This window comes from Kosmotoga olearia TBF 19.5.1 (assembly GCF_000023325.1).
Lineage (GTDB): Bacteria > Thermotogota > Thermotogae > Petrotogales > Kosmotogaceae > Kosmotoga > Kosmotoga olearia.
The window spans coordinates 2,096,948-2,111,021 of sequence record NC_012785.1; the positions used below are offsets into that span (position 1 = coordinate 2,096,948).

Annotated in this window: 11 protein-coding genes and 1 pseudogene; 4 read left to right on the forward strand and 8 right to left on the reverse strand. The window is 40.9% G+C overall.

Annotation, left to right across the window (positions count from 1 at the left end; translation table 11 throughout):
* Positions 1-6: 6 nt before the first annotated feature.
* Both KOLE_RS09985 and KOLE_RS09990 read left to right on the forward strand, forming a co-directional pair.
* Positions 7-2,382 (forward strand): glycoside hydrolase family 31 protein, encoded by a 2,376-nt coding sequence (locus KOLE_RS09985; RefSeq protein ID WP_015869301.1) that lies wholly within the window; start codon positions 7-9, stop codon positions 2,380-2,382.
* Between the two features lie 4 nt (positions 2,383-2,386).
* On the forward strand, positions 2,387-3,427 hold the full coding sequence (locus KOLE_RS09990; RefSeq protein ID WP_015869302.1) for a glycoside hydrolase family 15 protein: 1,041 nt from the start codon (positions 2,387-2,389) through the stop codon (positions 3,425-3,427).
* Between the two features lie 726 nt (positions 3,428-4,153).
* Here the strand turns inward: KOLE_RS09990 and KOLE_RS09995 are convergent.
* Positions 4,154-4,444 carry a hypothetical protein gene (locus tag KOLE_RS09995; RefSeq protein ID WP_041288740.1) on the reverse strand — a complete coding sequence of 97 codons (291 nt, stop codon included), beginning with the start codon at positions 4,442-4,444 and terminating at the stop codon, positions 4,154-4,156.
* Between the two features lie 598 nt (positions 4,445-5,042).
* Here KOLE_RS09995 and KOLE_RS10005 point away from each other — a divergent pair.
* Together KOLE_RS10005 and KOLE_RS10010 are read left to right on the forward strand one after the other, a co-directional pair.
* Positions 5,043-5,327, forward strand: coding sequence for a DUF6922 domain-containing protein (locus KOLE_RS10005; RefSeq protein WP_041288741.1), 285 nt, complete (start codon positions 5,043-5,045; stop codon positions 5,325-5,327).
* Complete coding sequence (locus tag KOLE_RS10010; protein WP_015869305.1) at positions 5,291-5,929, forward strand: nucleotidyl transferase AbiEii/AbiGii toxin family protein; 639 nt, start codon at positions 5,291-5,293, stop codon at positions 5,927-5,929. The genes KOLE_RS10005 and KOLE_RS10010 overlap by 37 nt, the downstream gene beginning before the upstream one ends.
* 803 nt (positions 5,930-6,732) lie before the next feature.
* Here KOLE_RS10010 and KOLE_RS10020 read toward each other — a convergent pair.
* The 7 genes and pseudogenes from KOLE_RS10020 to murQ form a co-directional block, all read right to left on the reverse strand.
* A complete protein-coding gene (locus tag KOLE_RS10020) occupies positions 6,733-7,812 on the reverse strand; it encodes an ABC transporter ATP-binding protein (RefSeq protein WP_015869306.1) in 1,080 nt (359 codons plus the stop codon).
* Between the two features lie 5 nt (positions 7,813-7,817).
* Positions 7,818-10,013, reverse strand: a complete 2,196-nt coding sequence (locus KOLE_RS10025; protein WP_015869307.1) for an ABC transporter permease — start codon at positions 10,011-10,013, stop codon at positions 7,818-7,820.
* A gap of 98 nt (positions 10,014-10,111) precedes the next feature.
* Positions 10,112-11,095: an ABC transporter substrate-binding protein gene (locus KOLE_RS10030; RefSeq protein ID WP_015869308.1), complete on the reverse strand. Its 984-nt coding sequence runs from the start codon at positions 11,093-11,095 to the stop codon at positions 10,112-10,114.
* 87 nt (positions 11,096-11,182) lie between these two features.
* Positions 11,183-11,362, reverse strand: a pseudogene (locus KOLE_RS11780) (IS256 family transposase); the annotation flags it as partial.
* A 192-nt stretch (positions 11,363-11,554) separates the two neighbouring features.
* On the reverse strand, positions 11,555-12,412 hold the full coding sequence (locus tag KOLE_RS10035; RefSeq protein WP_015869309.1) for a BadF/BadG/BcrA/BcrD ATPase family protein: 858 nt from the start codon (positions 12,410-12,412) through the stop codon (positions 11,555-11,557).
* On the reverse strand, positions 12,409-13,137 hold the full coding sequence (locus tag KOLE_RS10040; protein WP_015869310.1) for a GntR family transcriptional regulator: 729 nt from the start codon (positions 13,135-13,137) through the stop codon (positions 12,409-12,411). The genes KOLE_RS10035 and KOLE_RS10040 overlap by 4 nt, the downstream gene beginning before the upstream one ends.
* Positions 13,134-14,039, reverse strand: a complete 906-nt coding sequence (murQ, locus tag KOLE_RS10045) for an N-acetylmuramic acid 6-phosphate etherase (protein ID WP_015869311.1) — start codon at positions 14,037-14,039, stop codon at positions 13,134-13,136. Before murQ ends, KOLE_RS10040 begins: the two co-directional genes overlap by 4 nt.
* Between the last annotated feature and the right edge of the window lie 35 nt (positions 14,040-14,074).

Here is a 14,074-nt window from a genome sequence, read left to right on the forward strand (position 1 = left end):
GTTTTCATGCGGAAGATCCAGCACTTACCATTTGGAATAGATGATCCATATATAAATGCAGCATACACTGCCCAAAGGATTCCCAACGACCCTACTGATGGAGAAGATGTAATTATAAACTTCAAGACCATGCCTATGGAAGCTGGTCAGCGAGCTTGGCTTGAAGTTGTACGAAATGGCATGACTCATAGAATCAGGGCACAATATCAGTACAATGAGGGTAAATGGGCTTTGTGGAAAGCACGATTAATGCCATCATGTGCAGCATTCGAGAAAATTAAGTACAGAATCGCTTTTGGTCAGGGAAACGATTCAATGATCTTCTCCGAATGGTATTCGTTCACTGTAAAAAAATGGGTAGAAGATACATGCCTTGGATTTGATGGAAGGAACCTGTTTATCAGCCGCGAGAATGATCAAACCGAGATACCCAGGCTCATAATGTCAAGGTTTCTAACCGATGGTGAAAACATCTATGACATTGAACTTATTTTTGAAAGAAAAGAGGGCGAGAACTTGTATGGGCTTGGGGAACATTATGACTCATTGGGTCTTAGTGCTGGATCTCCGTATTATATTCATGTATTTGACCAATATAAAGTGCAGCAAAAAAGAGGATACGCGCCTATTCCATTTGTTTTCTCAAACATGGGATTTGGTTTGTTCTTAAATACCGGTTTCAGAACGAAGGTTCTCTTGAATAAAGGTGCAATAAACGTCGTTACAGAAACTCTTGGGACACCAATAAGTCCTGACAATTTCAGCGCTAAGTTATGGATTGATACAAAGCCTCTTGAGATTATTTCCGACATCTATAAAATAACATCCCCTCAGCTGCCACCAATTTGGGCGTTTGGTCCATGGGCTTCTGCAAACGAGTGGAACTCTCAAAATAAGGTAGAACAAACTCTCGAGAAGTTGAAAAAGTTCAACCTGCCAACAAGCGTGATTGTCATTGAAGCGTGGTCAGATGAACAGACATTTTATATTTTTAATGGAGCGAAATATAATCCGAAAAAAGGTAGCGATTCCTTTAGTTTTGAAGATTTTGTTTTTAAATTCCCATGGCCAGATCCAAAGGGAATGATTGATAAATTACATATGCAAGGAATTAAGTTAGTACTCTGGCAAATACCGGTTCTTAAAGATATTCCTAATCCTATTGCGCAATACAGGAATGATATCAAGTTTGCTGTCGATAATGGGTATGTCGTTTCAAAGAATGATCAACCATATAGAATTCCTGAGGGAAGATGGTTTGAAAATAGCTTTGTTGTTGATTTCTTCAATAAGGAAGCCAGAGACTGGTGGAAAAAGAAGAGAGAATACTTAGTTAATGAGCTTGGAATAGACGGATTTAAAACTGACGGCGGTGAACATCTTTGGGGGAGAAATACCTACGTATATCCAAATAAGTCCGCTGCAGAAGCCAGGAATATATATCCAGAGAAATACTTCGAATCCGCAAAGGAGATAGTGGGAGAGGATGGAGTTCTTTTCAGTCGTTCCGGGTATATAGATTCCCCGAAATTCACTCTATTCTGGGTAGGGGATGAAGATTCAGATTTTGAAGCGATGAAATCTAATCTAATTGCGGGACTTAATGTGTCTCTGTCAGGAAATCCTTTTTGGGGATGGGATATAGCAGGATTTAGTGGAGAACTCCCAGAACCGGAACTTTATAGAAGAGCGGTACAGTTGGCTACGTTTACGCCAATTTTTCAATTTCACTCAGAGGCACCTGGAGATCCTATACCAAGTGCTGAAAGATCTCCTTGGAATGTTTCCGAATATTGGGGAGCTCTAGAAATACTCAATGAGTATAGAGAACTTGTTTCTCTCAGGATGTGCCTTGTTCCATACATCTATATGGAAGCTAAGAATTCAGTGCTTAAAGGAGTTCCTTTGACGACACCGATTCAATTTAAATTCCTGGATTTAGAAATTTCTGAAGAGTCTCTTGCTTTCATGTTTGGGCAGGCATTTCTTGTAATCCCTGTGCTCGAAGCAGGGGTTAAAAACATGAAGGTTTTTTTACCAAAAGGCAGATGGGTAGATTTCTGGACAGGCAGGTGGTACGAAGGGAATACCACAATCGATATTGATGTTTCTGCTAATCGCATACCTGCCTTTGTAAAAGAAAATGCAATAATACCTTTGAGCCTTCCTGAATCTAAAAATATACTGGAACCGCATTGGGATTTCAACGTTAACGCTGTTTTGTGCATAACTGATGACATTCTCAAAGTAAGGAACAAGATTCTGAAGTTTTTGCATGAATTTTATGAAGTAAAGTGGTTTGGAATACCTGAAAGAGAGGATTCAAAAAACAAGAAGATCTTAAGTATAAAATGGCTGGATATTGAAGAAGTGCAGGGTTGAGATAATGAATAAGCTTAGCAGATCAATCAAGATTATTGAGAAGCATCAGTCTCCACAAGGAGCTTACATCGCATCACCCAATTTTTCCCAATATGGATATTGCTGGTTCCGTGATGGGTCTTTCGTTGCTGCCACAATGGCTAGAGCGGGGAAAGTAGAGTCGGCGGAAAAATTTTTTCGATGGGGATTTCAGGTAATCGCAGACCAAAAGCCGAGAATTGAAAAGCTCCTCACTACCCCAGGCGAACTAATTACCCACAAGGACTTACTACCAACTCGCTACAACCTCAACGGAACCTTGACCCAGGACGATTGGCCCAATGGACAAAGCGATGGATATGGCACATTTCTCTGGGCGCTTGGAAAATACGCGCCAAGTGAATTCATTAAAGAAAATCTAGAATTGATAGAGTTAGTCGTACGGTATCTCGAAAAGGTTTGGAAGATTCCCTGCTATGATGTCTGGGAAGAAAATCCCGATGGAATTCATACCTCCACTCTCCTTTCGATAGCAGCTGGCTTAAAGGCAGCTGAAAGGATTCTTCATAAGGAAACAGGATGGGTAGAAATCGTGAACTTCATTGAAAGAAAGCTCGTAAAGGATGGAAGGCTAAGAAAATCAACGCTCAGTGATGATGTTGACGCAAGCCTTATATGGGGTGCTGTTCCCTTCGAACTGTTTTCAATTGATGATCAGCTTGTAGTCAATACAGTAAAAGCAATTGATGAAAAGCTTTATATAAATGGTGGAGTTAAACGCTATTCTGCCGATACATATTTTGGTGGAGGCAGCTGGATTCTACTCGCGTCAAATCTTGGGCAATATTATGCTAAGACGGGTGAAAGGGAAAAAGCGGAATTTATAAAAGAGTGGGTGGAATTTCACTTCGATGCTGAAGGATTACCAGAGCAAGTGCCAGAGTTTCTCATAGACGAAAGGAAATACTCTGAATGGGTGAATCAGTGGGGAGAAATCGCTAAACCATTGTTGTGGTCGCATGCTAACTATATGGAATTGTTGCTTGACCTGAAGGGCAAAGCATGAAGAGCAGACAAGTTTTCAGCTTGATGTTTGTCGTATTACTCTCCTATTTCATACTATTTATTGAAGGGAACACATCCCTTGGGTGAAAATAGGGACATGGGTGAAAATAGGGACAGACTCTTTTTTTAACGCTCTTTTGAAAGAACGAGTAAATGACGTAGATTTGAGTAGTGGTCATATTTGAGATTTCAGGAAGTGAAAAAATATTGAGAGAGGGGTAAAAAGGGACATAATGGAGCAATAATGGGGACAACGGGGCATTAGTTGGTGTTTAATACGGAGATTAACAGAATGTAGGGGTTGGACTATGCCAAGAAAAGATAGGTGCATTCATTAATTCGAGAGCCGGTTACCGAGATTCGTAAAACCGCTTCGCGGGCGAGGCTCACGGGATTGTCAGCTGATGGAGAAATGAAATAAAACACGATACGAACCATTGCATGGTTGTTGCGAACTCTTTCAGAGTTGTCTCGAACTCCTTCTGAGTTGGAGCGAATTGCTTCGCAGTTGGCACGCGCTTTCGGTGGATAAAACTCGGAAATCGAGATCCGATGTAGGAGTAAGATAAAGGAGGCATAATGGGGACAAATGTTAGTTTATGCTGCGTTGATATGCATGCAGTTTTGTCAAAGGAAAAACGGATGCTAAAAATCATAGGTAAAACCTAGGTAATCGCACTTTAGTTGCACATCTATTGCACAGACGAATAATAGAAACAAACATGTTTCAATACATCATCCCGATCAAATACAGTGGAATAACCTGTGAATAACCACTTTCTACGCCGTCTTTCAATACAAAAGCATTCTCCTCATTTTTTATTTGCTGAAGCGTTTTTCCGGGACCACCTATTTCGAATACAATCCGTTTTCCATTAAACCTTATGGAAAAATCGCCAATGTCCGGCACAGCAATTGAATAGGAAGAAAACTGGCTGACAAAAAATGCTTCCCGTATTGTGCCAACGTTTGTTTCAAGACTCCAGATTGGCCTGCAATAAATATTTGGATTACTCAAGAACACTTTTGCTCCGCTTCTCAGGAATTTGTGCCCTATTTTCTCCGGTGGAACACGGGTGATGAGCCGAACACGCTCCATCAAATCGAGGTAGTTGTACAGAGTAGGTTTTGTTATACCTACTAAACTCCGTTGAAACCGCTTCTAACAAACGATCCTGAATCTCAAAATACACATCCAAGGAAATCATTCGATCAACTCCTAAAGTATAATACGTTTTACTACATTCCCGTTTATGGTATGCCAGACTTTACTATAATTTTGGTTATAGTATGTCATACTTTACTACTGTTATTATGATGTCTATAAAAAACAGTGAGAAACACCCTTTTTAAGTGCGAGATTTGTAGACCGTTTTGCGTATGAACCTTACGACGTTGTCAGCTGATGGAGCGATGCATGCGTGGCTGAATAAGCCCAAAAAGGTGGCGCGACCTGCTACGTTAGTGGGGAGCCAACAAAGCCGGCAAAAAATGTGGATCTTACCGATTTTATACTACACCCTTTGATTTCCGAACATCTGATTATTGGCTTTTTAGAGAGCGTATAAACCGCCTTCGTTTTCCAATTTTATGATATAATATGCTTGGTGATAAAAATGAAGAAAAATCTATCAAAAAGATGTTTTTGGGACGTTGATATCGAGAGTCTTGATATTAGAAAAAACAAAAGTTTTATTATATCAAGAATTCTGGAACATGGAACGATGGAGGATATTATTGCCCTGAAATCCATGTTTCCTATCGAAGAAATATCCGAAGTTGTTAAAAACTCGAGAAATATCTCGAGAAGTACAGCTATTTTCTGGGCAAATATTCTAGATATACCTCTTAAGGAGGTACGAGCTTGCTCAAAACTTCCACGCTTTCGCCAGATACTCTGAACCTTCTGAAAAGCCTCTCAAACGAGTTAGATAGTTTCTATTTAGCGGGTGGTACAGCTCTTGCTATGTACTATCAGCATAGAACCAGTGTCGACCTTGATTTCTTCTCAGAAGACAACTTTGATAGTTTTCAGCTTTCACACCAATTAGAAGCAAAAGGATTCCCATTAGAAGACATCCGACTTTTTCGAGGTACTCTCGAATGCCAAATAAATAATGTTAAAGTAAGTTTTTTCGAGTATCCATATAGGATTATAGGTAACTTCAGTTACTTTAACTCTTTGAAAATTGCCTCTGTGCTTGATATAGCTGCAATGAAACTTTCTGCTATAGCAGGAAGAGCAGAAAAAAAAGACTACTACGATATTGTTGAAATATTGAAAAGGAACGACTTTATTGTGATTATCGATGCTTTCCAGAAAAAATACGGAAAAGAGGTAGATCTCTACCACGTAATCAAGGCACTTTGCTATTTTGAAGATGTTGAAAATTCACCTGAACCGCTTAACGCAAAACTGACGTGGAACCAGGTAAAAGCTTATTTAATTAAAAACTGTAAAACCTTTTTCAAACTTCTCGAAGATTATTTCAAAGGCGAGTAAAGAGTCGTTGTTGCTGGGAGTTGCTTATTGCCAACATGAAAGGTACAGATTCGTGAGTCCAGAAAGGGTAGTGGGTAAGCTTGGCTTCACCAAAGGTAAGCCCAACTACGCTGGAGGTAGGTCTGACTATGTCAGGGGTGAGCACTACTTCGGGTAGTGAAGCGACTAGAACCGCTGCGCGGTTGTTACGAACTCCTGGTAAGAATCGAGAGTCCGAGAACCGAGAGGGCCGCTGTGCGGCTGGTGAGCACACTGCGCGTGGGTAAGCCCTGCTACGCTTTAGGTACGAATCCCTTCGGGATTGTAACGAACTCCTTCGGAGTTGTTCGGAACCACTACGTGGTTGCCTCGAACTGCTTTGCAGTTGAAAAAACTGTCATTCTGGAAATCTCTTATCCAGAATCTTTTTTGAAGAATGAGATCCTGAATCAAGTTCAGGATGACAGTCAAGCTCAGGATCAGGGACCCCGAGAATGCGAGAGCCGGTAGTTATGTTGTACGGTACGAAATAAAAGGAATTGACAGCTTTTTTCGAAAGTCCTGATGATCTTTTTTTACTTCAACAGTATTTTTATACTACATCGTTAACCTGTTGAACAACGTCCTCATATTTTGGAGAAAACCGACCAAACAGCAGTTCTCTCCAGTCCCAAGCAGCATATGAATACTTTTATGGATCCTTGTCGCCCGGGCTTTTGCAACTCCCGGATGATTTGAATTCTATCTTTGTAACGACTTGCAACAAGCATTTTAGATCATCTTTTTCAGAATTACCATTGATTGTACAATTAGTTGGCGTTCCATCAATCATCCGGAATGAGTTTCGCGAGTTCCTCTTTTATGACTACTGATACTGCTGCTCCCTCTTCAAAACCTCCGGAAGTTCCTGCCTCCGTTTTAACCATTATCTCGCCAAACTCCGTTTCTACATAAGATTCTACATAATTACCCAGATACACATTTGTAAGCACTCTTCCTTCGATATGTCCTTTTTTTGGAGCTGTTAGATAAAGGCCTTCGGGGCGGCATCCCAAAACGTATTTTACGTTCTCAGATATCTTTATTCCCTTTTTCAAGATCAGTTCTTTTCCTTTTATTGTTACCTTTATACTCCCCGGTTCAACAGCATTGATTTCCACAGGGAAAAACGCTATTTTTCCCATGAAACTGGCAACAAATTTGGAATTTGGTTTTTCATACACTTCATTAGGGGAACCAATCTGCATTATCTTGCCGTTATTCATAACAATAATCCGGTCAGAAAGAGTCATGGCTTCTGTTCTATCGTGAGTAACATATAAGGTGGTTATTCCAACCTTCTTCTGGATTCTTCTAATTTCGACTCTCATTTGTTCCCTAAGCAACACATCAAGATTGGAGAGAGGCTCATCGAAGAGAAGCACTGAGGGCTCTACTACAAGCGCCCTTGCCAGAGCCACACTTTGTTGTTGACCGCCGGAAAGGCTTGAGGGTGGTCTGTGTTCAAAGCCTTTTAATCCTACCAATTCAAGAATAGAGCTAACCTGTTCCTTTATCTTATTTTTATCCACTTTTCTCATTTTCAGACCGTAAGCGACATTGTTTCCAACGCTCATGTGAGGGAAAAGCCCGTAACTTTGAAAAACCATGGCTATGTCACGTTTCCATGGTGGAATAAAAGTGACGTCTTTTTCACCAATTAGTATTTTCCCCTTAGTGGGGGTCTCAAATCCGGCAATCATTCTTAAAGTAGTGGTTTTTCCACAGCCCGAAGGCCCTAAAAGGGTAACAAACTCGCCAGGGTTAACATTAAAGGATACATCGTCCACAGCCCTTATATCGTTCCCTTCAAAACCTTTAAAAACCTTTGAAATATTCTTTAACGTAACCGAAACCGACTTCATTCATATCACCCCGAAATTATGGTTTTTTCCATGTAAGAACTCTTTTTGACCAGCAATCTCATCAATCCAAACACCGCAAGGATAATTATGATAAGAGTCGTTGCAAGCACACTTGCAAGACCAAATCGCAAATTCTCTGAGAAGTTGTATATGAGAATGGTGATGTGATACCATTTTGCAGAAATAAGGAAAATCACAGCGCTCACGGCGGTCATGGATCTGACAAAAGTATATGAAAGGCTTGAGATAAATGCAGGTCTTATCAAAGGTAGCACAATTGTCCTGAAAACCGTTGGCGAATCCGCGCCCAGACTTTGAGCAGCTTCTTCGATAGCCGGATCGATCTGTTTCAAGGTTGCCACTCCGCTTTCCACCCCCACTGGCAGCTCCCTTATAACGTAATTTATTACTATTATCGCTCCGGTTCCGACCAGCAGCAGTGGTGGCCTGTTAAAAGCAATGATATAACTGATACCCACCAGTGTTCCCGGAATAGCAAAGGGCATCAAAACAAACATTTGTAAAAGCTTTTTCCCAGGGAATTTTTTCCTGACAATTATCATTGCTACTATCATGGCTAGAATTCCAGCAATAGGTGTGGCAATTGCTGCCAGCGTGGTGGTATCTATAAGGGCATCTCTGGCCCTGGACAAGGCTTCTGTGATATTCTCCAGGGTGAAGGAATAATCTATTCCCCAGTTTTTGACAAAGCATCCCGCCACTATTGTGGAGTACAGACCAATTAGAAAAGCTGAGATAAGACCCATCATGGTTGTCAGGAAGATCTTCACCGGCCTGTTGACTATTTCAATAATCCTGGCACTCGGCTTACCGGTGACTGTTACATAGGTCTTTCTGTTTACCCAGTACCTCTGAATCAAAAAGGCTGTAAGAGTTGGTATGAGCAGAAGAATGGAAAGGGCGGCACCATTTTGTAATCTGTGCATACCCGTAACTTCAAGATATGCCTCAACGGATAACACTTTGTACTTTCCAGAAAGGATTAAAGGATTTGCAAAATCCGCCATGGAGTTTGAAAAAACCAGCAACCAGGAACTGGCAATTCCCGGGATAGAAAGGGGTAAAGTTACAGTGGTAAATACCTTCCACCGATTCGCCCTCATGTTCATCGCTGCCTCTTCAAGCGTGGAGTCAATGGCTTCCAAAACTCCACTTAAAACAAGAAAAGCTATCGGAAACATACCCATTGTTTGAACAATCACTAGACCATCGAGTCCGTATATGTCAAAGGATGTCAACCCCAGCAGTCTCCGCGTGATTAGGCCGTTGTTTCCGAAAAGCAAAATGATAGACAACGTAAGCGAGAAAGGTGGGGAGATCACTGGAAGAGTGGCCATGGTTGCGAAGAATTTCTTTCCCTTTAACTTCATTCTCGTGAGGGAGAAGGCAAAGAGAAAGCCTACCAACGTTGATGTTGTGGCGGTAAGCATCCCCAACTTTATGCTTCCCCAGAGTGCCCGGGAATAATTCCTTGTGGTTAGAACTTTTTTCCAGACGTCTAGACTGAATTCTCCGTTTTGGAAAATCGTCAGCTTAAAGGCTTCATAGAGCGGATAAGCTATGAAGGTTCCTACAATAATGAATACAATGAGTATGGTAAAACCCAGCGTGGGGTCTCTCATGAAGCTTGTGATGAAAGATACCGCAAAGACGACTCCTATCAAGAGCAAGGCAAAACCCCAAATAGTTCGTATTGTGCCAAGGATTTTCGAAGCGTTGTGTAACAGAACCAACGAACCTGTCACCATGCCATATTCCGGCTCGAGAACCGGAACAAAAGTAACAAAATACTGATTGTTACCGAGTTTAAGTATGTTTTCATGGAAATAAATTTCCTCGTAAACGGTACTTTCTATGCCATAATCAAAAAAATCCATCGTTTTCAATTTTGCGAACAAATCAGCGCTTTCAGGATTCTGGTAAAAATATTCGGGTATTTCACCATATTCTTCAAGCCCTTTAATATAAATCGCTTGTATATCGGGATAATTAGCGTCTATTTCTTCCAGCCAACTCTGTATATCGTCTTCTGGAATCGAAGAGGAAATGAGGTTGGATATTTCTAGAATTCTTTCCTTTGCTGCATCAACAAACTCTCTTTCTATGCTATTGAATACCCAAAAAATCAAAACCGCAAAAAGCCCAACTGTGACTATCAGTTTTAGAATTTTGGCCTTCATAACTGATTACACCTCCGGAGATTGGCCGGTAAGTAAGCTAATAATACAAATCCCTGCACCGCTTTGCGGTGCAGGGGAGGTTTATAACCTAAAGGAAATCATCTACCTATTTCGGTGTTCCACCTATCAGTTAGCCTTTCTCTGTTTGCAGCGTCCCATACAAAGTCCTGATCAACGGTTCTAATTGCTTCAATAGGTACTTCCACTTTGTCTTTGGGAGCTTCAGGTGAAAGAGGTATTACATACCACTTTGCAATAATTTCCTGAGCTTCTTTTCCCAAAATCCAGTTGTAAAGCTTCTTTGCTTCCACGGGTTCCTTACCACCCTTAATGAGAGACATGGAAGCAATTTCAAATCCTGTTCCTTCCTCAGGAATGGTAATTGTTATAGGTGCGCCGTTCTTCTGAAGTCTTATTAAGTCGTGGAGATAACCAATAGCGATTGGAGTTTCACCAATTGCACAGTCTTTACCACCAGCAGACCCCGATTTAGTGTACATATTGACGTTCTTGTCCAAATGTTTGAGGTACATAAAAGTCAAATCTTCATTATCACCGAAAAGATGGTATATAGTGGTGATTACGTTGTACGCAGTACCTGAAGTATTAGGATTGGCCACCCTTATCATATTTCTGTACTGAGAGTCAATGATATCAAACCAACCCTTTGGTGGCTCTATTCCAAGTTCTTTAGCTCTGTTATTGTTGGTCGCAAAGGCTAGAGGGCCGATATAAAGACCAACCCAATAAAATTCAGGATCACGGTAACCGTCAGGAATTTTGAGCGCAAACGGCGATTTATAAGGAGTTGTAAGGCCTTTCAATTTTGCTTCAATATGTCCCAGACCCACTCCACCGACCCAAATGGACGCCTGCGGATTTTCCCTTTCTGCTTCAAGCCTAGCAACCGTTTCACCTGTTGAAAGTCTTACCCATTCGACCTTTATACCGGTCCGTGCTTCAAAAAGATCGAAGAGTTCCTTTGCTAAAGGTTCCTCAAGAGTTGTGTAGGCTTTGACAACATTTCCCGACAGAGCAAGAACTGAGATCACGAGTACGAGAATTAGAGCAATCTTTCTCACAAAAATCCCCCCTTATTATTGAAGTGGAAACTCATTTGGAAAGCATGTAAATAATCTATATTATATACTTAAATATGGGCAAATTTAAAGGAAATCGAAGAGTTTGTCTTCAACATCGGTAGTCTTTGCGTCAAGTCTTATATTAACTGTTCCAGGTGAAAGCTCTTCTGCTATCAGAGTAGGCTTTTATCCTGGAAAAGAAACACCCTGGAGATATGATTCGATAATAGCGTTCTTCAACGATTTCTCTACTCTTGAATATTTTTCGGTATTCAAGTTTCTTTTTCTACATAGTCGCTTTTGTTGTTCTTCCATACCGTTAGCTTGTTTATAAAACTTCGGAATTACGTGGATTCACGCTCCTCAAATTTCCGGAATTTTGTGGAGTACAACCCCTTATGTAGTTTCACAATGCAGATGTTTTAATCCAGAACCAAGTTGGCTGGAAATAGAAAGGAGTCACTGTTGTTCAAACTGTTTTTTTGCACGATACGCCATGGCAGTATCTATGTTTTCGACTTTATTTATCTCGATATTTTCAGGGAGATGTTTTTTGAACTGCTCAAGATACTGCGGCACATTGAACATTCCTCCATGCACAAATAAGCGATTTGAACCAACTGTTTTTAATACCAGGGTACATCTTTTTCCAAGAATGCTAACGCCCTCTTCTATTATGCTGCTGACAAGTGGGGAAGGAGTATTGAAAATTTCACGCGTGAAAGCAGAGATGTGTTCTTTGAAATCCGATCTGCTTTGAAGGTTTGTTAGATCCTCGAACCTCTGCACTTCATAAAAGTTCAGAATCCTGCTGAAGATAGGGTCATAATCCCTCAGGTTGTCATTGTATTTGAAGAACTCTTGCAAAATTCTCAAGGAAATCCAGAAAGCACTTCCTTCATCATCAAAAAGGTGGCCCCAGCCTCCGGAACGTTTTGTGTTCCCCTTTGCGTCTATTCCCAGAACCACAGAACCAGTACCAGCGATTACTACAACTGTGGGTTCCCCGTTATAACAGGTTAGAAGTGTCGCTTTTATATCAGTTAGAATTTCCAGGTTTTCGCAGCGGTACACTTCTTCCACAACAGATTTGAGAATGAAACGCCTTTCTTGCGTTTCTGCACCGGAGAACGAGAGTATCATCCCGTTCACTGGTCCGGTAAGTTTAAAAAGTTGTGAAAAGACATTCTTTATTTGTTCTTTTGGTTTGCTGGTTAGGTTCACGCCTTCTTTTATTAGAAATTTCTTTTCGGTATGGTTTTCAAGAAGAGTTGCTCGCAAATGCGTTCCACCACCGTCAACACCAAGAAATTTCACGTTCGGCGTACCACCTTGAATTTGTATTTGTCTCCTCTGTATATTGACAGAACATACTCGATACATTTACCGTCTGAGGTGTAGGTGTATCTTCTTCGTAATATAGCGCATTCTCCATCATCCTGGTTTAGATATCTTGCGTTTTCTCCATCGATTTTGATAAGTTCCATGATTTCTTCAGCATGCGAAAGGGAGATACCAAATTCATCTTTCAGAATTCCATACAGGGATTCTTTTTCCATGTTGTGTTCCAGAATGTTTAGCACCCTGATATCCGCATTTGGATTGAGGTAAGCCCATTCAATAGCATATGGTTCGTTATCTAGAAATCTGATTCTTTTTAACAGAACCACCATTCCTTCGCCCGGCATATCGAATACTTCTTTTGCTTCAAGAGGGATTCGAGTTAGTTTATTCGTGATTACTTTGGAGTGAGCTTTCATCCCCATTAGCTTTGCTTCTTCTGAAAAACCGGTAAGATTGCTAAGCTGTTCTTCCTTTTTGTCGAGAGTTATAAACGTTCCTTTGCCTTTGATCCTCTCGATAATTCCTTCCCTCTTGAGTTCCTCAAGCGCGCGTCTAACGGTTGTTCGACTTACATTGAACATTTCACAGATTTCTTTCTCTGTGGGGAGTTGATCCCCTCTTTTGTAGATACCGTTTTCGATGTTCTCTCTCAATTTAAGGTAAATTTGATAATGAAGAGGTACAGGTGCTTCCCTCATTTTTTATCACTCCTCAACAATTCCAGAGCTTCACTTAGAGTTTCTCTTTTTGAAAGTGCGTTCATACATTCTTCTTTGCTTTTGTTAGAAAGGATCATAAGAGCGGCCAATTTGGGACTGTTATCAGCCAATTTAAGATATTTCAGGCTCTCGTCCCGATCTATTCCCGTGATTTCCGAGATCATTCTTGCAGCTCTTGCCTTGAGCTTTTCGTTGAGTATTTTTACGTCAATCATATAGTTTTTATAGGTTTTTCCGAGTTTGATCATGGTTACTGTACTGATCATATTGAGGACCATCTTTTGTGCTGTTCCAGCTTTCATTCTGGTGCTTCCAGCGATTATTTCTGGACCGGTTCGAATGGTTACAGAGATGTCTGCTATATTCTCTAGTGCGGGATTGGCAACATTAGAAATCAACACGGTGTGACAGCCAATTCTTTTCGCTTCAAGAAGCATTCCCTTCACATAGGGGGTTCTACCACTTGCAGTTAAGCCAATCACCAGATCTTTTGAATATACGTCGTGCTTTTTGAGATCAATTTCACCTTGTTTTTCACTATCTTCAATAGCTTCGAGAGATCTGAGAAAGGCTTCTTCCCCACCAGCCATAATGGGTAAAAACAATCCTTCTGGAACACCAAAAGTGGGAACGGTTTCAACAGCATCTATTATAGCGATTCGGCCACTGGTTCCCGCGCCTCCATAGATTATTCGACCACCATTTTTAATAGCTTTAACGCACATTTCAATAACTACGGCAATCTTTTCGAGATTCTCAGCAATCGTCAGGGGAACAGTTGCATCTTCCTGATTTATGATCCTTAAAATCTCAACAATTGACATATTGTCGAAGTTTGAGGTTTTTGGGTTTGGTAATTCTGTTTCAACTTTTTCAAGCATTCGGTGCTCCTCCTCCACGAAAGCTTTTATATTTT